Genomic DNA, 19,083 nt, shown 5'->3' with positions numbered 1-19,083 from the left:
ACAAGTGGGGCTAATTTATTTATACTCCCATTTCTGCTTCCACTACATCGGTTATTCTCTTAACGTAAGCGTCAGTTTCCTCTTGAGTAGGTCCTTCAGCCATTACCCGCAGAAGCGACTGTGTTCCGGAAGGCCGCACTAATACTCGTCCCTCATCACCCATTTCATTTTCAACTTCTTTAATGACGTCTAAAATAGGTTGGTGCTCTTTCCAGGATTTTTTATCTTTAACCGGAACATTAACCAAGCATTGGGGATATTCCTTAAAGTCAGTCAATAATTCTGTCAAACTTTTTCCAGTTCTTTTCATTACTAGCATTAGATGCAAGCCAGTCAACATACCATCACCGGTATTATGATAGTCACTCATGATAACATGACCTGACTGCTCTCCGCCTAAATTATAACCGTTTGCTCGCATTTCTTCTGAAACATATCTGTCGCCAACTTGAGTACGAACATTTTTAATCCCGCGCCTTTGTAATGCCTTAGTAAAGCCGAGATTACTCATTACAGTAGTGACAATGGTATCTTTTTTCAGTCGACCGCCATCTTCCATATAGCTGCCGAGAATATACATGATGTGGTCGCCATCAACTTCGTGACCATTTTCATCAACAGCAATGCAACGATCAGCATCGCCATCAAAAGCGAGACCAAGTTGCGCACCTTGTTTAACGACTTCTTCCTGCAGTTTTTTGGTATGCGTAGCGCCAACGTGATCATTAATGTTCAAGCCATCAGGATGAGTAGCAATAGTAGTGAAATCAACTCCGCAATCAGCAAATAGCCGAGAAATCAAACTGCTGGCAGCACCGTTGGCACCGTCAATAACCACTTTGATACCACCAAGGTCTTCGGGAATAGTATTTTCAATAAATTGTAAATATTTGGCACCGCCTTCATGAAAGTCAGTGACTGAACCCAATCCTTTAGCAGAAGGTCTAGGCAAATTATCTTCTGGAGCATCAATTAGTTTTTCAATTTCGCCCTCCATTTCGTCCGACAATTTCAAGCCATCGCTGCCAAAGAACTTAATACCGTTATCTTCTACAGGATTATGGGAAGCAGAAATTTGAACACCGGCATCAGCCCCTTGAGCACGGACTAAATAGGACAAACCAGGGGTAGTAATTACACCAACTTCTAAAACTTCAATCCCAACGGAAAGAAGTCCGGATATCAAAGCGTATTCCAACATTTGCCCCGAAATCCTGGTATCACGAGAAACTAGAACTTTTGCCTGCTCTTCCTTAGCTTTATTTTTAGTTAAAACGTAGCCACCATCACGACCCAGTTTAAATGCCAATTCTGGAGACAAGTCTTGATTAGCCACTCCACGTACACCATCAGTGCCAAAATATTTCAACATTATTAAACAACCTTCCTATCTTAATTATTTTTATTTTTTGAATCGTTTGCATTTTCCACTTTTACATCAACAGTAATCTGCCTGGGATTTGACCTTACAACCCCATCAGGTAAATTAAAAGTAATTGTTTTGGTAGTAGAAGCCGTAATAGTTCCTAGGTCGACTGGGACCTTTAAATGCTTCACTTTAGCCAAATCATCTTCACTACCATATAAAGTAACATACTTAGTTTTAGCAGTTAGAGAATATATTTTATTCATTTTCTCATGCTCAGGCTCAAGCTTTATTTTAACTGCTTTTTTGGCTGTTGTAACGGGAATTGATACTTTAGCCGTTGCGGGATCAATAACTACGTTTAGTTGCCTGCCCTTATGATCTTCTGCTATTAAATTGACCTGCCGCTCATATGTGTGGTCAATCCCATTTGGTAAAACTACTTTGGCTACTATTTGGTCAATTTGATCTACTTCAGAACGAGCTCCGGTCACTTCAACCTGCTGCGGATAAACACTGGAGTGACCCAGTTGATAGCCACGAGCAACAGCACTCTTATTATACTCTATTTGTATAGGCATTGTAGTAGATTTTCGTCTTTGAATATCAACTTCAACACTGCGAGGATTAAGCGAATAGGATATTTGCCTGTTAATGCCGTTAACATGAATTTTAACGTTATGTTTGCCAATACTTTTATTAGTCAAATCGATGTACGCTCTGAAGTTTTGGGTATTAACGGTTGAAGTAACCAATGCAGTTGAACCCTCGAGTGTCACGCTTACTTTTTCAGGATAGCCAACAACATAATACTTATCAGTATCAACCGAAACTTGCAGGGGAACCTTAATGGTTTGGGTTTTATTTGCAGTTTGCTTTGTTTTCTCTGCTTGTCCTTGAGATAAAAATCCGCCCTGAGTAGAGTTAATATAAATAACCAGTAAAACAGCTATTAACAAAGATACCAGTTTAATAAACCAAGATTTTTTCCAAAATTCTCTCATCGGTCAGCACCCCATTTCCAGAGCTTGCGGATAATTTTTTGATACCATTTATCGTTATCATTTTTCTTTGGAACCAGTTCTGCATTGAGATATTTTAGATATTCATCACGGGTTAAATCAACCATAAAACGGCCATTACGGGTAATTGTAACCCCTCCAGTTTCCTCTGAAACAACTACAGTAATTGCATCCGTCACTTCAGAAATACCTACAGCAGCGCGATGGCGTGTTCCCAGTCTTTTAGGAATCATGCTGTTATCTGAAAGTGGCAAATAGGCCGCAGCAACTGCAATTTGATGATCATTGTTGATGATAACCGCACCATCATGTAACGGGGTATTGGGAATGAAAATGTTAATAAGCAGTTCCCCCGTAACATCTGCATTTAACTTAATTCCAGTTTCAATATAATCTTCAAGACCGGTTTCCTGCTGAATTGTAATCAATGCTCCAATTCTTCTTTTTGACATGTACTGAATAGCTTTATCAAGCTCATTAATAAATTTAATTGATTCATCCCGAGCACTGTCCTCACGGCCACCAAAAATAGGCAAACGGCCTAAATGCTCAAGTCCACGTCTGATTTCTGGCTGAAAAATCACAATTATACCTACTACGGACCAGGAAACGATTTGATCAATTAACCAGGTGGTAGCATGCAATTGCAAGATGCCAGCAATAATGCGTACAAGAAATATCAGTACAATACCCTTGGCCAGTTGAACGGCTTTAGTTCCTCGAATCAAAACCACCAGGTGGTAAACAACAAACCAGATAATTAGAATATCAAGAATTGTTGAAAAGGTGCTCCAAGTAAAAATATGGGTACCAACACTTTGCATAAATTCTCCTTCCCATTATGTGTAAACATAATACTTTAATCATTGGGCTTACCAATAATTCTAACTTCTGTTTGTAGGTCAAGTCCAAAACTTGACCTGATTTTCTTTTGAATTAAATGAATTAAATTTAAGTAATCCGTAGCCGTAGCACCACCTTTATTCACGATAAAACCAGCATGTTTAGTTGAATCTTGAGCACCACCAATTTGTTTTCCCTGAAGTCCTGCTTGAATAATCATAGGTCCAACATAATGACCAGCTGGGCGCTTGAAAACACTTCCACAAGATGGATATTCCAGAGGCTGCTTATACTTACGCAAAGCGTTGAGATAATTCATATTTGCCAAGATTTTGCTTTTATTTCCTTTTTTTAAGGTAAAAGCTGCTTCTGTTACAATATCACCATTTTCCTGCACCAAGGAGTGACGGTAGGAAAATTTCATTTCTGCTTGAGAATAATTTTTATATTCGCCTGCTCGTGTCAGCACCTTTACACTTTGGATTACATTGCAAGTTTCTCCTCCATAAGCACCAGCATTCATGAAGACTGCCCCACCAACACTGCCTGGAATTCCAGCTGCAAATTCCATACCGCTTAAACCATGATGAGCAGCAGTAAAAGCCGTATCAACAATTGTGGCTCCTGCTTGGGCAATAACGCAATTACCTTTAACTTTTATTTTTTCCATCTTGGTTAAAATTATGACTAAACCATCAATTCCACCATCTCGGATAATTAAATTGGAAGCATTACCTATTACCGTTAAGGGAACATTATTTTCGTTAGCAGTAATTACTAATTTCCTTAATTGACTGTCATTACGAGGAAAGGCGAGAAATTCAGCTGGTCCTCCAGTTTTAGTAAATGTGTATTTACTAAGCGGAACCTGCTTTTCCATTTCAATACCATTTTGGGCTAAATCCGCTAATTTCAAAACAAAAATCCCCTTTTTTACTAATCTTTTACTATTTTACCGCATTCAGTTAATTGCTTCATCATATGTTATACTAAAATTAAAATTTAAAGGAGATAATATGAATTTCATCGCGATGGACTTTGAAACAGCCAACCAGCATCCAGAGAGTGCTTGCTCTTTGGCACTAGTGATGGTTCGGGACAATCAAATTATAGATCGTTTTTATACGGTAATTAATCCGCAAATGCCTTTTGATGCTCGCAACATTCAAATTCACGATATCACTGCGGCAGATGTCAAAGATGCCCCAACTATGGCTGAAGTTTGGCCTAAAATTAAGGATTTATATCAACCGGGGATGTTAGTCACGGCTCATAATGCCCGCTTTGATACTAATGTCATGCGACAGAGCTTGGCACGCTATGACATACCTGAACCACACTATTTTGTCATTGATACTTTACGCACCAGCAAATTATTTGAACCCAAATTACCTAACCATAAACTCGACACTGTTTCAAATGCTCTTGGTGTAGAATTATGGCACCATCATAATGCCTTAAGTGATAGTGAAGCATGTGCCGGTATATTAATAGCGCAAGATAAACAATATGGTGACGAAGCGCTGAAAAACTTAGTTTATCAAATATAGTATAAAAAAAGTAGGGCCTTTTAGACCCTATTTTTTAACTTATTTTTTCTATAATATTTTCTGCCCATTGTTTATTCCTACTGCCTTTGGGCGCGAATTCAACTATTCGCTTAGTCGAGTTCCAGCTATCATCTACTCTTTTGATGGTCAGTTGTAAAAATTGCTCAGGAAGTTGTTCTTGCACAATTTCCGGCCATTCAATCACAACCAAGCCAGGTTCCGCCATATAAGCACTTAAATCAATTGATGATAAATCATCATTTTCCAAACGATAAAAATCCATATGAAATAATGGCAGCTTGGCTTCAGGATATTCCCTCACAATAGTAAAAGTAGGACTTTTTACTGGGCGTTTAATTCCCAGTGCCCTGCCAATTCCCTGAGTTAAAGTCGTTTTACCTGCGCCCAAATCACCATTTAACAGTAATAAATCATGAGCTTGTGCAGTTTGAGCAATAACTGCACCTAAATGTTGCATTTCCTGTGTCGAATTGACCTCAAGCTTCATTTTCTTCATCCCTTATTAGTGCCTGTGCAGCAGTTAAAACGGCAATATTATAAACATCTTGAGTATTTGCCCCGCGCGAAAGATCATTAACAGGTTTGCGCAGTCCCTGCAAGATAGGGCCAATAGCCGCAAAGTTACCTAGACGTTGAGCAATTTTATAAGAAATGTTGCCAGACTGCAATTCAGGAAAAATAAAAATATTTGCTCGTCCCTTAATGACAGATTCTGGAGCTTTTTTAGCAGCTACTTCAGGCACAAAAGCAGCATCAAATTGTAACTCACCATCTGCAGGAATATCTGGATGTTGCTGTTTAAAAATTTCTGCAGCTTGTTCAACTTTAGCAACCATATCTGCCTGGGCTGAACCTTTAGTTGAAAAACTTAAAAATGCGACTTTAGGATCAATATTAATCATTTGTGCAGTCTTAACTGACTGGTATGCAATTTCAGCTAAAGTTTGGCTATCTGGATCTAGATTAATTGCGCAATCAGCAAAGATATATTTTTCATCGTGCCGCTCCATAATAAAACTGCCAGAAACACGTTTCATGCCTTTAGCGGTGTGGATCAATTGCAAAGCCGGTCTTACCGTTGCAGCAGTCGAATGAGTTGCTCCTGATACCATGCCGTCGGCCAGCCCCATTTCAACGAGCATAGTGCCAAAATAATTTGGATCTTTTACTGTTTCTGCTATTTCACTGGGGTCAACTTTTTTCCCTCGTGCGTTGATAAAGCTCTGCACCATAGCTGCCTTGTTCTCATAGTGAGCTGGATCAATTATTACTAACTCTCTAAAAGTTAAATTTTGTTCTTGTACCAAACTAGTTATCTTCGTGGAACTGCCTAATAAAATGGGCTTAACAACATTATCCAAAGATAATTTGCTGGCTGCGTTTAAAATGCGGAGGTCATCTCCTTCAGGAAAAACAATCTGATACTTTCTGTGTGACTTTTGTACTTTATTTTTTAATAAATCAAAAACGCTCATTTATTTCCTACCTATGCTAAATCTGCTTGTGTAACTTTGGTCGGCAACTGCCAATCAATGGGAATTTCGTTAAAATTTTTTAGTGCTTCGTTGCAGCGTGAAAAAGGTCTTGAACCAAAAAATCCTCTGTCTGCGGAATACGGACTTGGATGAGCTGATTTAATCACAAAGTTTTTATCTTGGTTAATCAAAACGATTTTATTTTGAGCATAGCGACCCCATAATATGAAGACCACTTTGCCACGATCACTTAAAGCCTTAATTGCGGCGTCAGTTACTTCTTCCCAGCCTTTTCCCTGGTGACCGTTAGCATGACCGTAAGGGACAGTTAAAACAGCATTTAATAGTAAAACTCCCTGATCTGCCCATTTTTTTAAATAACCATGATTAACGGGTCTACAACCCACATCATCATAAAGTTCCTTATAAATGTTTTGCAGAGAAGGTGGCAATTTTACACCGGGATTAACTGAAAAGCTCATCCCTGTTGCCTGACCAGGATTATGATACGGATCCTGTCCCAAAATGACTACTTTAGTATTTGCAAATGAAGTTAACTTAAAAGCGGTAAAAATATGATACATATCAGGATAAATCTTTTTGGTCGCATATTCTTTTTTTAAAAATTCATGTAATCGCTGATACTTTTCACTGTTAAACACTGGAGCCAAGATTTCATCCCAGTCGTTTCCAATAAATTTTTTCATCACCTAAACAGCCTCTCTTTCGTTAACTTTTATGTTATCATGAAATTAATAATGAAACTGGGACAATAAATACTTTTAATTTCTTTTAATTTTCATGTGAAGTTGATAAAAATTAAAGGTAAGGTTTTCTTCATAATGTTAACATGTAAAGTACTCATTTAACTAGCAAAATTGGAGGAGGAGTAATTTTACCATTGATTAAATTAGTAGCTTGTGATTTAGACGGAACTCTTTTTAACAGTGATATGGCTATATCAGACAAAAATGTCGCTGCGATTCGTGCAGCACAAAAAAATGGTATTGAATTTTTAGTGGCAACCGGGCGTGCGCCACGACAATCTCGTAAAACTATGCATGATTATGGTCTTAAAACTGGCTTTATCAATATTAATGGTGCATTAGTCTATGATGCGGATGCCAATTTAAAGGTTAAGCACAAACTGCCAAATAAAAAAGCCAGTCTAATTTCAAAAATCCTCAGGGAAAATAATATTTATTTTGAATTAGTCACCGCTGAAAAGATTTTCTCAACGGATACTAGTAAGCGAATAGTTAATTTGGCTCGTTCCTTAATGTTACTTGATCCCAAGGTTAATTTTAAAAAAGCAGTAGCTACAGCTGCAGGTAGTGATGCTATGCTTAGCATGACTTTAGTAGATGATTATGATCACTTACTAACAGATCCCAAGATTGAAATCATGAAAATTATTGCATTCGATGGTCGCGGTCAAGCTGCTTTTACTCAAGCTAAAAAAGAAATCAATGCTTTAGGTGACGTTGTTGTGACTTCAAGCTCTGCTGCTAATATTGAGATTAATGATGCTAAAGCACAAAAGGGACCAGCGCTTCTTGATTATGCACGTCAAAAGGGTATTAAACGTGAAGAAGTAGCTGCTATCGGTGATAATTTAAATGATGCCAGCATGATTAGAGATGCCGGAACAGGGGTGGCTATGGCCAATGCTGTTCCGGCAATAAAAGAATTAGCACAAGTCAAAACCAAGTCAAATAATGAAGATGGAGTTGCTTATGTTTTAAGAAAATTTATCAAGGATAATGCAAAAGAATAGAGGTGCTTAGATGCGCTACTTACTGGAACTAACTCAAAAACAGGAATATGGTCAAATTCCTGTAGCCAACGAACAGAATAAAATTCAGTATATAATTCAAGGCAATTTAGATAATCCCAATCATACTTTGTACTTAAAAAAAGTTAATGGTAAAGAAATCGGACGTCTTTATACCGATGGCAATGGATTTATTTCTTCCTACACAATTGATGTTATCAACCATTCTCTAGTAAAGGTTAAACGCTTAAACAATAAATTGGCAAACCTTTTTTATATTACTAGATTAAATTATATAGTCTCTGGCAGTATCAAAAAGGGAAGTTATAAGTTCCTCTTTGGTATCAAAAAAGTCGCAACAGTGCGTACTGTTGTTCAAAGTGAGGGCGTAGTCCTCATTTGCGACATTGAACGACCTGAAGATGTCCCTTTTATTTTATTATGTGCTACTCTTTTCACCCAGTGGCATACTACACCATTGAGACTGCCAACTTTTCCACCTATTGGTCGTAAATATAATGTTAACTTTAATTAATATAGTTACTAGTATATCAAACTGACTTTACTAGTAACTTTTTGGGCTTTATAATTTACTATTTTGACGTAAAAAATGTTGAGTACTTTTAGGTAATCAATAATTCTTTTACCAGTAAATCTGATAAAAACTGGTATCCTTCTGCTCCAAAATGCAAACCATCATTTAATTGTCCTCGACAAAGATTTGTTAAGTCACCACGTTTAATCATAGCTTGAAATAGGTTAATAAAATGCAAATTATAAGTTTCGGCTAGTTTTATTAATTCTGCAGTATAAATAGCTATTTCACGATTGATTCTATTTTTTTGTCTGGTTTCATCAACTGCAGGCGGTGAAATCAAAATTACATTTTGCGGATGATATAAACAAATTACGCTCGAAATTATGAGTGACATATTTTTCTTAAATTGGGTGACGGGAACTTTTTTATGCATAGCCAGGTCATTTGTTCCTAAGAGTAAAATCAATTTGTCACAACGTTCAACTTTTAACACTAAATCTGGCAATAAAGCGTAAAATGCGCCAGAATTAATACCAGAAACTGCCGTATTAACTAATTTGCTTCCTGGTATTTTTTCTTTTATTGCTACGTTAATATGAGGCACTTTTAAGCCTTCTTTGCGTGCAATAATGCTATCCCCTGTTAGCAGTAATTTCACGATTTCCTCCTAACTTTTCATAAAAAAACTGTAATCACAAATAGCTGAGACTACAGTTTAATATCTTAACGAGGATTAATTTTACTATACTTCATATTTTTAAATTCATATGCACTATATTTATTAGTTAAAGTTTTAGATTTAAAATATTGATTTATTACTAGACCATTTTCAGGATTACCTTGAAATAGTACTTTATGATTTTTACCTGCGATTGATTCTTTTTTAACTATAAAAGCATAGCCATTTTTTAAGGATTTTTCTTGGACTGGGCTTAGAATAATCCATTTGTTACCATTTATTTTCTTACTTGTAACACGCATGTATTTAGCAAGTTCATCTTTGTTACTTTGTTTCCAGGCATTAGGCATTTGCCAAGGATATTTTCTTGTTCCTTTAACAAAACTTGTTTTCACAACTTTAACATAATCATTTGCCCAAGGAGTATTAAACGCAATTTTGTGAATAAACATGGGGCTCGGTGTGAGATTATTGTTGCTAAACCACTTACCCCGCCAAGTCTTGGGAAATTTAAATTGCTGTCCCAGTAGCTGGCTCTTCTGATTTTGCGCAGCTTTCGCCGTTAGCGGCTCGTTTGCTTTAATTGGTACACCAAGTGATAGAGTGAGAGATGCTATGGCAATTAACGCAGTGATTTTTTTAGACATTTATTTTCTCCTAAAATACTTTTTATTATATAGTAATAATTATAAACTGGCTGCTCAATTTAAGAAATACATTTTTTATGAAAAAAACTGGTTCCATTTAAAACCAGTTTTTAATTCTAAAATATATATTTACTTTTTCTGATATTGATTAAAAACAGGAGCATATGTCTCATTCTTAAAATGATAATTCTGATATTTCTGTGCTAATTTTGGTGAACGGTAAAATTGATCATAGATTTCGCCAGTCTTAGGATTAGCCTCAAACATTACTTTCTGGGTTTTACCGTCAATTTTTTTATTTTGTAAACTGAAAGCATATCCGATTTTGATATTATTTTCATCTATTGGGCTAAAGACAATCCATTTTTTGTTGCTAATCTTATTAGTTGTTACTCGACCCAAATGTTTGAAAATTTTATCATGCTTGGTAAACCAACTTTGAGGCATTTGCCACAAGTATTTATTGGTGCCTTTTACTTTACCTGCTGAAACCAGTTCAACATACTCTCCGGTCCAAGGTGTGTTGAAACCATTCTTTTTAATAATCATGTTGCTCAAGTGACCATGTGTATTACTAAACCACTTGCCCCGCCATGATCGTGGAAATTTGAAATCTCTTTTAAAGCCATACTTAGTTTTATTACTGATTTTCTTAACTGATTTTTGCACCTTAATAGTCTGAGCTTGATTTGTCTGGCTATTAATAATTCCACCTGCTGCAGCTAAAGCAATTACTGTTGCTGTCCAAATAGCAGTTTTACGAAGTTTCATAGTATTGACTCCTTACTATAATTTTTACCTCATATTATGGACAGGTATTTTCCTTATTGCAAGCGATATCATTAAAAGTAAACAAAAAGCCACTATGAATAGTGACCTCGATTACTTAGGAAAAATGCATGAAATTACCATTCTCCGTATCTTTTTAGCTCTTTAGGCTTATGACCTCCATATTTTTTAGCCAGCTTGCGTGTTTTCCAATAAACATTAGTAATTCTAAATGAGGATGTAGTTCTATCAATTAAAACCTTATGTCCTTTGTAATGATATAAGCCAAGACTCTCACCAGATAAAGCCGGACTTACCCACGGATACATGGATATATATTTTATACCCTTATCTTTTTTAAACTTTACTGGATAATATGTTCTCGACCAGTTCCGAGCCGCCTTAGGTATTTTGGTACCTTTAAAATTAGCTTCTTGCTTATGCAATGGACTCCCGGCAATCGTGTGGGCAGTAATCTTTATCTTATTAATTTTCTTTGCTTTAATTCCATTGATGTCAAAATACTTGCCATACCATGTGCCGCGCATTTTTTTAGGTACAGTAAATTTTCCTAAGTCTCCCTTAACATGCTTTGCCTCTACAACTTTATTAAAATCCGCAAAATTACTATTGCCTTGACTAACACAAATTCCTAAAACTAGCAATACCAAGAGGGCTACCAATATTTCTGCTAGTTTAAAATTAACTTTCTTTTTCATTTTACTGCCTCATTTTATTATTTATATATAAATTATTTATAAAATTATATTATTTTCTATTTTATTAAAAATCAAGCATAAACTAAATATCTTTTGGAACAAACAAAAAAAGTTTCTGCGAATCGCAGAAACTTTTTGATAAATTACATTTAAAACTAATCTTGATAGTTTACTAATTCTAAGAATGAATCAGGCTTAAGTGAGGCACCACCAACTAAACCACCATCAATGTCTGGTTTAGCCATTAATTCTTTAACATTGCCAGGATTTACTGAACCACCATATTGAATTCTAACATTCTCAGCAGTTTCTTCATTGTACAAATCCTTGACAGTATCACGAATAGTCTTGCACATTTCTTCAGCTTGATCTGAACTGGCAGTCTTACCGGTTCCAATAGCCCAGATTGGTTCATAGGCAATAACTAAACTGGCAACTTGATCCGCAGATAAGCCAGCAAGTGCAGCCTTGATTTGACTAACTACCCAATCTTCTTGCTTATTAGCCTCACGTGTTTCAAGTGATTCGCCACAGCAAATAATTGGGGTAATATCGTTAGCAAATAAAGCTTTAGCCTTCTTATTAATGTCTTCGTCTGTTTCGTGGAAGTAACCGCGACGTTCAGAGTGACCAATAATGCAGTAATTCATGCCCATTTCTTTTAAAACTTTAGGTGAAGTTTCGCCAGTAAAGGCACCTTCATCCTCAAAATAAGCATTTTCTGCACCGACACGTAATTCAGAACCTTTTGCGGCTTGAGCTAAACTTTCGAGATCAACAGCAGGAGCACAAATCAGTGCTTCAACTTTACTTGCTTCTGGCAATTTATCCTTTACGGCAGCAACAAACTCAGTTGTTTGCTTAGGATTCATATGTAATTTCCAGTTACCAGCAATAATTGGTGTACGCATGTAAATAATGTCCTTTCTTAAAGTTTACTTGTCTGAAATGCAGGCAATTCCTGGTAATTCCTTACCTTCAAGGTATTGCAAGGAAGCTCCACCACCAGTTGAGATGTGGGTGATCTTAGGGGCAATACCAAGTTGTTTAGCAGCAGCAGTAGAATCACCACCACCGATAATAGTTGTAGCATCAGTTAAGTCAGCAAGAGCCTTACCAACTTCTAACGTGCCTTCAGCAAAATTAGACATTTCAAAGGCACCCATTGGTCCATTCCAAACAACAGTCTTAGCATCTTTTAAAACATCTTTGAACTTGGCAACAGTCTTAGGACCGATATCAAGACCCATCATGTTTTCAGGAATGTCATCTTCTACAACTTTGCGAGCTGCATCATTAGAAAATTCAGTAGCTGCAACATTGTCAACAGGCAAAACAATTTTACCATCAGCGTCTTGCAACAATTTCTTTGCAAGATCTACTTTATCTGGTTCAAACAAAGATTTACCAATTTCATGGCCTTGAGCTGCTAAGAATGTGTAAGCCATACCACCACCAATTAAAATGTGGTCAGATTTTGGAATGAGGTTAGTAATAACATCGATCTTGTCTGAAACCTTGGCACCACCTAAAATTGTAACGAATGGGTGTACAGGGTTAGCAACAGCATCACCCAAGAACTTAATTTCCTTTTCCATTAAGAAACCTGCAGCAACAGGCTTGCCATCTTTCTTCATAGCTTCAGCGATACCAACATTAGATGCGTGACTTCTGTGAGCTGTACCAAAAGCATCGTTAACATACATGTCACCTAATGAAGCCCAGTATTCACCTAACTTAGGATCATTTTTGCTTTCACGCTTGCCAAAGTCATTGTCAATATCTTGGAAACGAGTGTTTTCAAGAACAGCAACGTCACCGTCTTGCATTTTGGCAACAGCATCTTCAACCTCTTTACCTTCGTTAGCTGGAACAAAAGTTACAGGTTTTTTCAAAAGTTCGCTTAAACGTTCCGCAACAGGTTTTAATGACAATTCTTTCTTATCGTCATCAGACTTTACACGACCCAAGTGACTAAGCAAAATTGCTTTACCACCATTTTCAATAATGTATTTGATAGTAGGAAGTGCAGCAACAATTCTGTTGTCATCGCCGATCACACCATCTTTAATTGGCACGTTAAAATCAACACGAACTAAAACCTTTTTGCCCTTTACATCAAGGTCAGAAACAATTAATTTAGCCATCTATATCCTCCGATAATTTAATTATTTTTATTTTGAAAAAAAGGCGGAAGGAAGAATTTCCCTCCGCCTTCTCTTTCACCACTTAACAGTAATCAAATATTACAGATTAAAGAGTAGCAAATTTCAACAAAGTACGAACCATTTGGCAAGTGAATGAGTATTCATTGTCATACCAAGCAACAGTCTTAACTAATTGATTGTCACCGGCAGTAGTTACCATAGTTTGAGTTGGGTCAAAGATTGAACCAGCAGTCATACCAACTACATCACTTGAAACGATTTCGTCATCGTTGTAAGCAAATGATGGGCTTTCGTACTTCTTCAATGCTGAGTTAACTTCGTCAGCAGTAACTTTCTTGTCAAGGATTGAAACTAATTCAGTTAATGAACCATCAGTAACTGGAACACGTTGTGCGTGACCGTTAACTTTACCATTCAATTCTGGAACAACAAGACCGATAGCCTTAGCAGCACCAGTTGAGTGAGGAATAATGTTAACAGCAGCAGCACGTGCTGAACGCTTGTTACCACCACGAACAGGACCATCCAAAAGCATTTGGGTTGAAGTGTAAGCGTGGATAGTAGTCATAGTAGCTACCTTGATGCCAAACTCTTTTTGCAAAGCATCAACCATTGGTGCTAATGAGTTAGTAGTACATGAACCAGCTGAAACGATCTTGTCGTTTGCATCCAAAGTGTCATCGTTTACTGAGTAAACAATAGTCTTCAAGTCATTGCCGGCAGGAGCTGAAATCAAGACTCTCTTGGCACCTGCGTCAAGGTGAGCTTGTGACTTAGCTTTGCTGGTGTAGAAACCAGTACATTCAAGAACAAAGTCAACACCATCATTCTTAACCCATGGAATGTTTTGAGCTTGAGGTTCTGCGTATACACGGTATTTCTTACCATCTACAACGATTGAATCTTCAGTAGCTGAAACTTCGTGGTCAAATGTACCATGAGTTGAGTCATATTTTAGCAAGTGTGCCAAAAGTGCTGGAGTAGTCAAGTCGTTAATAGCAACAACTTCAATATCCTTTGACTTTTCGCCCAAGTCCATAATGCGACGGAATGCCAAACGACCAATACGGCCAAAGCCGTTAATACCAATTTTAACTGTCATATTCTAAAGTCCTCCTTAAGAACTATGTAAGAACTGTAAACATCAATTTATTTTAAATGAGAATTATTTCTCCTTTAAAATCTTCTCTGAGGCTCCTTCATCAGTAATTAACCAGGTTTGATGAGGAGCATTAGGCATATAAGCCTTGATTGCTTTGGCCTTGCGGCCACCGCAAGCAAATGCAAATATGTGGGGTATTTTATTTAGATTCTCAAACTGCAAGCCAACCTGATGAACGCGGTCAACAATCTTTCCTTCGCCATCGAAAAAACACCCAAAACATTCGGTGACTACTTTTTTTTCACGCAATTCAGACAAGCGAATTGAATCGTATCCTCTGCGCCTAGCCATATCGTGTGCCAGTCCAATTCCATGAATTACTACATCCGTTTGTGAAATATCTTCAAGTACGTCGGTAAAAGTAGATTCACGAATCAAGGATTTGTAGGCTGCTGAAGAAATCTGTTCCGGTAAATATAAAGTTTTGTATTTACCACCAGTTTCAGCTGCCATCTCTTGAACAATAGTATTGCTTTGAATCGCAACATTTTCACCCAAGGCCCCACGACCTGGCACAAATACCAGTTGTCGATTTTTACTTAAACTTTTAGACAAATTCCTAGTAGATCTTGCAAGAGCTTCACCACCAAGAACAGTAATAATTGAATGTCCTAAAGGTAAAATCAGATCTAGAGCTGCATTAAGCTCTTCACCCATTCTCTCATAAACCAATTCCTGTAAATCGCTATCTCCCGGTACAATGATTGTCCGTTCAATACCAAGTCTACGCGCTAAATCAATTTCTGATTTGCGAGCGTTAAACAGGCGATCTATTAGAGGTGCGGCCTCCTGCAATATCTTTTTGCCCTTTTCTGTCATAAACATGCCAAAACTTTTGATCTCGATCAAACCATGATCACGCAAATATTCAGTTTCTGTTCGCACATTTCTTTCAGAAAGTCCTAATGACTGAGCCACACTTCTGCGACCAATTGGTGCATTAAATGATATTTGCTCAAGGACTAGATATCTTTGTCGAAAAACTTTTAAGATGTCAGGAACGAGAGCTTCAAGCACGGGAAATTCCGAGTACATTAATATCTCTCCTTCTTCTGGGACGATATTGACCCATTTATTGTCATTAGATGTCCCAGATTGTCTAAAAATATATGAGAAACGTGACTTGACACTGATCAAGTTAATCATTTCTCAATCGACAACTATAGTATAGCAACACCAAGTAAATAATTCAAGTTTAAATGAATCAATTAGAAAGTCTTAATATTTTTGACCAACTCTTATTCTTGAAATAATCTACTGTCTTTTTTTGCTAAAGAAAAAACAATTCAATTTTTAGTTTTTTTCTGTTATACTTGTTGTTGTGTCAATTTGGGTCCTTAGTGTAATGGATCGCACGTAAGATTCCGGTTCTTAAAATCTGAGTTCGACTCTCAGGGGACCCATAATTAAAAAAAGAGTACCTGTTGCAATTTTCCAACAGGTACTCTTTTAGTTTTAAGCTAATAAATTTTGTAAAGCTTTTTGGCTTTCATTATTAAGTTGGCCTTTAAGCAGATAAGTGAATACTGCCCTCATCGCTGTTTTTTTGTTGGCAGCTTGCTGCCAGACAATTGATTTTTCACCGTCAAGCACAGCGGCTGTCACTTCTTCCCCTCTGTTTGCAGGCAGACAGTGCATAAACTTAACAGCGGAATTATTTGTTTTAGTTATTAACTCATCATTAACTTGGTATTTAGGATAAAAAACCTTCATGTATTCTTCTTTATCAAGCTCTTGCTCATACAGACCATACCAGACATCTGTATATACAAAATCAGAATTTTCTAAAACTTTTTCGTCATCAGATAGTGTAATCGTGCCACCATTTTCCTGCGCTAACTTCTTTGCTTTATCATAAACGGCTGAAGGAACCCACTTTGATCTTGGACCATATTGGACAAAGTGCATCCCCATTTGTGCGCACAAAAATAGAGCAGAAACAGTAATTTGTGTGGCATCTCCAACAAAAACCAGCTTTACATCAGATAGATTTTTTCCTTGAGGCAAAAATTCCCTGATGGTAATTAAATCTCCAAGGGCTTGTGTTGGATGATCATTATCACTCATAAAATTAACTACGGGTGCAGGCGAATTTTGAGCAATTTCAACAATATCCTCATGACTGGCAGTTCTAACCCCAATGATATCAACCAGATCACCTAGGGCATGACTCGTATCAGCTAAGCCTTCATGACCATTTTCTCCCAATTGAATTTGACCAGGTGCTAAATACAATGCGTGACCGCCAAGTTCAGTCATTGCAGTTTCAGCTGAACAGCGTGTTCTTGTAGATACCTGATCAAAAATCATACCCAGACTTTTTCCTTTTAATAACGATGGGTAATATCCATGATTAATAGTTTCTTTAATTTTAATACCCAGCTCAGCTAAATATTCCATTTCGTCTTTTGAAAAGCTACAAGTATCAATAAAGTCTCTTTTAACCAAAAAATCCTCCTTAAAATAACTGCTATTTGTGTTGTTGCGTATCATAATACAGGAATTCCGCTTCTTTTAAAACCAATTGGAGTCGAATATAGAAAGTCTTAATTACTTTTAAAACATTTTAAAGTAAGAGTTGAAGTATAAATTTTAAAACTAAACTTCATAATTGATAGTATTTTTCTTTTCTAACAATTTCAAAAATAATAAACAAAAAAAGCAGCTTGAAAATCAAGCTGCTTAATATCATTTTTTAATTCGTGTTACCGGCTGTTAGTTCCCCTCTTTGAGCAAATTCAACATAAAGCTTATTGCCATATGAGGATAGCCCTTCAATTTCACGTCTAACATTTAAATGGTGGGTCTTCTTAAATGTACCATCTTTATCAACTTTGAAGATGTAATCATTAAAACCAACATAGAATTGACTGTGCTTTTGATCATAAGTAAAGCCTTGAACTGGAGAATGGTTGCTTACAAAGTTGCCTTTGGTAGCACCAACTTCAACTGGGGTCCAGGTGTCACCTCTACGGGTAACTTTCCAATATTCGTAATAACCGTGGCCACCATTATGGAACAGGCAATACATTGTATTGTCGCCGGCAAATGTAGCATTGTGAATGTATCTTGGATTACCATAGTTAGAAATTCTAAAGGTCCAAATTTGATTAATCTTCATGTCTGACTTACGGATTTGTAAGATTTCTTCAGAAGCATCTGAATTGCTTGAAGTATTATTATTGGCAATTACGTAAACATATTTAGATGATGAACCAATAGCCTGGCCATGTCCTAATTTAACATAAGGACTGACTTTAATATGTGATGCATATTTCTTAAAAGTTGACCAGTTTAAGGTTAATAAGTTTTGAGCCTTAAACTTGTTAATGTGTTTTAAGTCATAAGAAACTAAGTGACCGTTTTGAGCTTTGCTAGAGTTAAAGACCGCAACAGTAAAGTTTGAGCCATGAACAGTGATGCCTTCTGGAATAACACCTACCTGACCCATTTTATCTCCTGCCTTGTGGTAGTCAAGGCTTACAAACCGGGGCTGGAACAACTTGGTTTTTAACGTTAATCCATTAGCTCTAAAAGTATTGGATCTGGTTTCAGGGGTATAATGATGAGCCGCATTCCAATTTCTGGATGAAGACTTTGAACTACCCTTCCAAGTTGTAACTTCCTTTGGACCCTTCTTAGGGGTTTTATTGGCTCTTGCGATACCTTCGTTTTTGTCAGAGCGAACAGTCACAGCAACACTAGCCTTAGCCTTGCCATAACTGTAATTAACAGTAGTTTTTCCTGGTGTGCCCGAATTAATCTTAGATTTAGATACATTAACTTTACTTGCGTCAACGGCTGTTCCGGCACTATCAGTCACATAATTAATCGCATCTTTAGTATTAAATGAATATTTATTATTTTGTACTAAACTAACTTTATTAGCTACTGAAATTTTATTTCTAGCAAAAAAGTTTTGGTTAACCCAGCCAACTGTACGACCATCAACAATTATTTTCCAAAACTTGCCCTTTTTAGTGTTAATTGACTTCTTTGACTGAATCTGTGCATGTTTAAAATACTTTGTCGATGTAAATTTTCCGGATGGTCCTTTTTTCGAAGCATGACGATAAACTGCATAGTTACCATTACCAGCTATTTTAGTGACGGCCTTATGATAACTTTTAGCAGAAATGTAAGAATTATTACTCCCAACAAATAAACCAACTGCGGCTATAGTTCCAGCAACCAGCAACGTGTTTTTAAATCTTTTTTTCATTAAAACTTACAACCCTTCTTTTATAATATAATAACAGTTTTGCACTTTTTCAGGCATAAATCAATAATTACCGCCGTTATAAAAATAAACTACTTTTTATTAGATTTTTATAACCATTTAAGCTAAAAT

20 protein-coding genes are annotated in these 19,083 nt (G+C 36.8%); 3 read left to right on the top strand and 17 right to left on the bottom strand.

Annotated elements, in window-relative coordinates; all coding sequences use genetic code 11:
• Positions 1 to 19 precede the first annotated feature (19 nt).
• From glmM to murB, 4 genes are read right to left on the bottom strand one after another with little or no spacing between them, the layout of a single operon-like run.
• Entirely contained in the window at positions 20 to 1,372 is a 1,353-nt protein-coding gene (gene glmM, locus JF75_RS03785; protein WP_046331906.1) for a phosphoglucosamine mutase, read from the bottom strand.
• A 20-nt stretch (positions 1,373 to 1,392) separates the two neighbouring features.
• Entirely contained in the window at positions 1,393 to 2,370 is a 978-nt protein-coding gene (locus tag JF75_RS03780; protein ID WP_046331905.1) for a CdaR family protein, read from the bottom strand.
• Positions 2,367 to 3,212: a diadenylate cyclase CdaA gene (gene cdaA, locus JF75_RS03775; RefSeq protein WP_046331904.1), complete on the bottom strand. Its 846-nt coding sequence runs from the start codon at positions 3,210 to 3,212 to the stop codon at positions 2,367 to 2,369. The genes JF75_RS03780 and cdaA overlap by 4 nt, the downstream gene beginning before the upstream one ends.
• 35 nt (positions 3,213 to 3,247) lie before the next feature.
• Positions 3,248 to 4,147, bottom strand: a complete 900-nt coding sequence (gene murB / locus JF75_RS03770) for a UDP-N-acetylmuramate dehydrogenase (protein WP_046331903.1) — start codon at positions 4,145 to 4,147, stop codon at positions 3,248 to 3,250.
• 100 nt (positions 4,148 to 4,247) lie between these two features.
• On the opposite strand from murB, the gene JF75_RS03765 reads away from it, so the two are divergent.
• Positions 4,248 to 4,781 (top strand): 3'-5' exonuclease, encoded by a 534-nt coding sequence (locus JF75_RS03765; RefSeq protein WP_046331902.1) that lies wholly within the window; start codon positions 4,248 to 4,250, stop codon positions 4,779 to 4,781.
• Positions 4,782 to 4,815: 34 nt separating this feature from the next.
• On the opposite strand, the gene tsaE is transcribed toward JF75_RS03765, so the two are convergent.
• The 3 genes from tsaE to JF75_RS03750 are packed head-to-tail and all read right to left on the bottom strand — an operon-like array spanning position 4,816 to position 6,984.
• On the bottom strand, positions 4,816 to 5,289 hold the full coding sequence (tsaE, locus tag JF75_RS03760; protein WP_046331901.1) for a tRNA (adenosine(37)-N6)-threonylcarbamoyltransferase complex ATPase subunit type 1 TsaE: 474 nt from the start codon (positions 5,287 to 5,289) through the stop codon (positions 4,816 to 4,818).
• Positions 5,279 to 6,277 carry a phosphate acetyltransferase gene (gene pta, locus JF75_RS03755; RefSeq protein WP_046331900.1) on the bottom strand — a complete coding sequence of 333 codons (999 nt, stop codon included), beginning with the start codon at positions 6,275 to 6,277 and terminating at the stop codon, positions 5,279 to 5,281. The genes tsaE and pta overlap by 11 nt, the downstream gene beginning before the upstream one ends.
• Before the next feature lie 11 nt (positions 6,278 to 6,288).
• The gene (locus tag JF75_RS03750) at positions 6,289 to 6,984 is read right to left on the bottom strand and encodes a uracil-DNA glycosylase (protein ID WP_209423240.1); all 696 of its coding nucleotides are present in this window, start codon (positions 6,982 to 6,984) and stop codon (positions 6,289 to 6,291) included.
• Between the two features lie 194 nt (positions 6,985 to 7,178).
• On the opposite strand from JF75_RS03750, the gene JF75_RS03745 reads away from it, so the two are divergent.
• Both JF75_RS03745 and JF75_RS03740 read left to right on the top strand, forming a co-directional pair.
• Entirely contained in the window at positions 7,179 to 8,054 is an 876-nt protein-coding gene (locus tag JF75_RS03745) for a Cof-type HAD-IIB family hydrolase (RefSeq protein ID WP_046331898.1), read from the top strand.
• A 10-nt stretch (positions 8,055 to 8,064) separates the two neighbouring features.
• On the top strand, positions 8,065 to 8,586 hold the full coding sequence (locus tag JF75_RS03740; RefSeq protein WP_046331897.1) for an LURP-one-related/scramblase family protein: 522 nt from the start codon (positions 8,065 to 8,067) through the stop codon (positions 8,584 to 8,586).
• 88 nt (positions 8,587 to 8,674) lie between these two features.
• Here JF75_RS03740 and JF75_RS03735 read toward each other — a convergent pair whose 3' ends face one another.
• The 10 genes from JF75_RS03735 to JF75_RS03690 all read right to left on the bottom strand — a co-directional run bounded on the left by JF75_RS03735 (position 8,675) and on the right by JF75_RS03690 (position 18,954).
• Positions 8,675 to 9,247: a GDSL-type esterase/lipase family protein gene (locus tag JF75_RS03735; protein WP_046331896.1), complete on the bottom strand. Its 573-nt coding sequence runs from the start codon at positions 9,245 to 9,247 to the stop codon at positions 8,675 to 8,677.
• A 65-nt stretch (positions 9,248 to 9,312) separates the two neighbouring features.
• Positions 9,313 to 9,915: a hypothetical protein gene (locus JF75_RS03730; protein WP_046331895.1), complete on the bottom strand. Its 603-nt coding sequence runs from the start codon at positions 9,913 to 9,915 to the stop codon at positions 9,313 to 9,315.
• A 129-nt stretch (positions 9,916 to 10,044) separates the two neighbouring features.
• Complete coding sequence (locus tag JF75_RS03725; protein ID WP_046331894.1) at positions 10,045 to 10,686, bottom strand: hypothetical protein; 642 nt, start codon at positions 10,684 to 10,686, stop codon at positions 10,045 to 10,047.
• A gap of 134 nt (positions 10,687 to 10,820) precedes the next feature.
• A complete protein-coding gene (locus tag JF75_RS03720; RefSeq protein ID WP_046331893.1) occupies positions 10,821 to 11,402 on the bottom strand; it encodes a hypothetical protein in 582 nt (193 codons plus the stop codon).
• 155 nt (positions 11,403 to 11,557) lie between these two features.
• Complete coding sequence (tpiA, locus tag JF75_RS03715; protein WP_046331892.1) at positions 11,558 to 12,313, bottom strand: triose-phosphate isomerase; 756 nt, start codon at positions 12,311 to 12,313, stop codon at positions 11,558 to 11,560.
• A 24-nt stretch (positions 12,314 to 12,337) separates the two neighbouring features.
• Positions 12,338 to 13,549 (bottom strand): phosphoglycerate kinase, encoded by a 1,212-nt coding sequence (locus tag JF75_RS03710; protein ID WP_046331891.1) that lies wholly within the window; start codon positions 13,547 to 13,549, stop codon positions 12,338 to 12,340.
• 106 nt (positions 13,550 to 13,655) lie between these two features.
• Positions 13,656 to 14,672 (bottom strand): type I glyceraldehyde-3-phosphate dehydrogenase, encoded by a 1,017-nt coding sequence (gap, locus tag JF75_RS03705; protein ID WP_046331890.1) that lies wholly within the window; start codon positions 14,670 to 14,672, stop codon positions 13,656 to 13,658.
• A gap of 63 nt (positions 14,673 to 14,735) precedes the next feature.
• Positions 14,736 to 15,767, bottom strand: a complete 1,032-nt coding sequence (locus JF75_RS03700) for a sugar-binding transcriptional regulator (RefSeq protein ID WP_046331889.1) — start codon at positions 15,765 to 15,767, stop codon at positions 14,736 to 14,738.
• 420 nt (positions 15,768 to 16,187) lie between these two features.
• Positions 16,188 to 17,180 (bottom strand): ornithine carbamoyltransferase, encoded by a 993-nt coding sequence (argF, locus tag JF75_RS03695; protein ID WP_046331888.1) that lies wholly within the window; start codon positions 17,178 to 17,180, stop codon positions 16,188 to 16,190.
• A 247-nt stretch (positions 17,181 to 17,427) separates the two neighbouring features.
• Positions 17,428 to 18,954 (bottom strand): LBA0864 family S-layer associated protein, encoded by a 1,527-nt coding sequence (locus tag JF75_RS03690; protein WP_046331887.1) that lies wholly within the window; start codon positions 18,952 to 18,954, stop codon positions 17,428 to 17,430.
• Positions 18,955 to 19,083: the final 129 nt, after the last annotated feature.

The organism is Lactobacillus kimbladii (assembly GCF_000970755.1).
Lineage (GTDB): Bacteria > Bacillota > Bacilli > Lactobacillales > Lactobacillaceae > Lactobacillus > Lactobacillus kimbladii.
The sequence above is the reverse complement of the archived record's forward strand: the minus strand, read 5'-3'. Positions and strand labels throughout refer to the sequence as shown.

Bases quoted from the DNA above. Each gene is read 5' to 3' on its own strand.
- gap (WP_046331890.1), bottom strand. From the start codon at position 14,672: ATGACAGTTAAAATTGGTATTAACGGCTTTGGCCGTATTGGTCGTTTG.
- tsaE (WP_046331901.1), bottom strand. From the start codon at position 5,289: ATGAAGCTTGAGGTCAATTCGACACAGGAAATGCAACATTTAGGTGCA.
- JF75_RS03740 (WP_046331897.1), top strand. From the start codon at position 8,065: ATGCGCTACTTACTGGAACTAACTCAAAAACAGGAATATGGTCAAATT.
- JF75_RS03690 (WP_046331887.1), bottom strand. From the start codon at position 18,954: ATGAAAAAAAGATTTAAAAACACGTTGCTGGTTGCTGGAACTATAGCC.
- JF75_RS03750 (WP_209423240.1), bottom strand. From the start codon at position 6,984: ATGAAAAAATTTATTGGAAACGACTGGGATGAAATCTTGGCTCCAGTG.
- JF75_RS03725 (WP_046331894.1), bottom strand. From the start codon at position 10,686: ATGAAACTTCGTAAAACTGCTATTTGGACAGCAACAGTAATTGCTTTA.
- pta (WP_046331900.1), bottom strand. From the start codon at position 6,277: ATGAGCGTTTTTGATTTATTAAAAAATAAAGTACAAAAGTCACACAGA.
- cdaA (WP_046331904.1), bottom strand. From the start codon at position 3,212: ATGCAAAGTGTTGGTACCCATATTTTTACTTGGAGCACCTTTTCAACA.
- glmM (WP_046331906.1), bottom strand. From the start codon at position 1,372: ATGTTGAAATATTTTGGCACTGATGGTGTACGTGGAGTGGCTAATCAA.
- JF75_RS03780 (WP_046331905.1), bottom strand. From the start codon at position 2,370: ATGAGAGAATTTTGGAAAAAATCTTGGTTTATTAAACTGGTATCTTTG.
- JF75_RS03700 (WP_046331889.1), bottom strand. From the start codon at position 15,767: ATGTACTCGGAATTTCCCGTGCTTGAAGCTCTCGTTCCTGACATCTTA.
- tpiA (WP_046331892.1), bottom strand. From the start codon at position 12,313: ATGCGTACACCAATTATTGCTGGTAACTGGAAATTACATATGAATCCT.
- JF75_RS03765 (WP_046331902.1), top strand. From the start codon at position 4,248: ATGAATTTCATCGCGATGGACTTTGAAACAGCCAACCAGCATCCAGAG.
- JF75_RS03720 (WP_046331893.1), bottom strand. From the start codon at position 11,402: ATGAAAAAGAAAGTTAATTTTAAACTAGCAGAAATATTGGTAGCCCTC.
- JF75_RS03710 (WP_046331891.1), bottom strand. From the start codon at position 13,549: ATGGCTAAATTAATTGTTTCTGACCTTGATGTAAAGGGCAAAAAGGTT.
- JF75_RS03730 (WP_046331895.1), bottom strand. From the start codon at position 9,915: ATGTCTAAAAAAATCACTGCGTTAATTGCCATAGCATCTCTCACTCTA.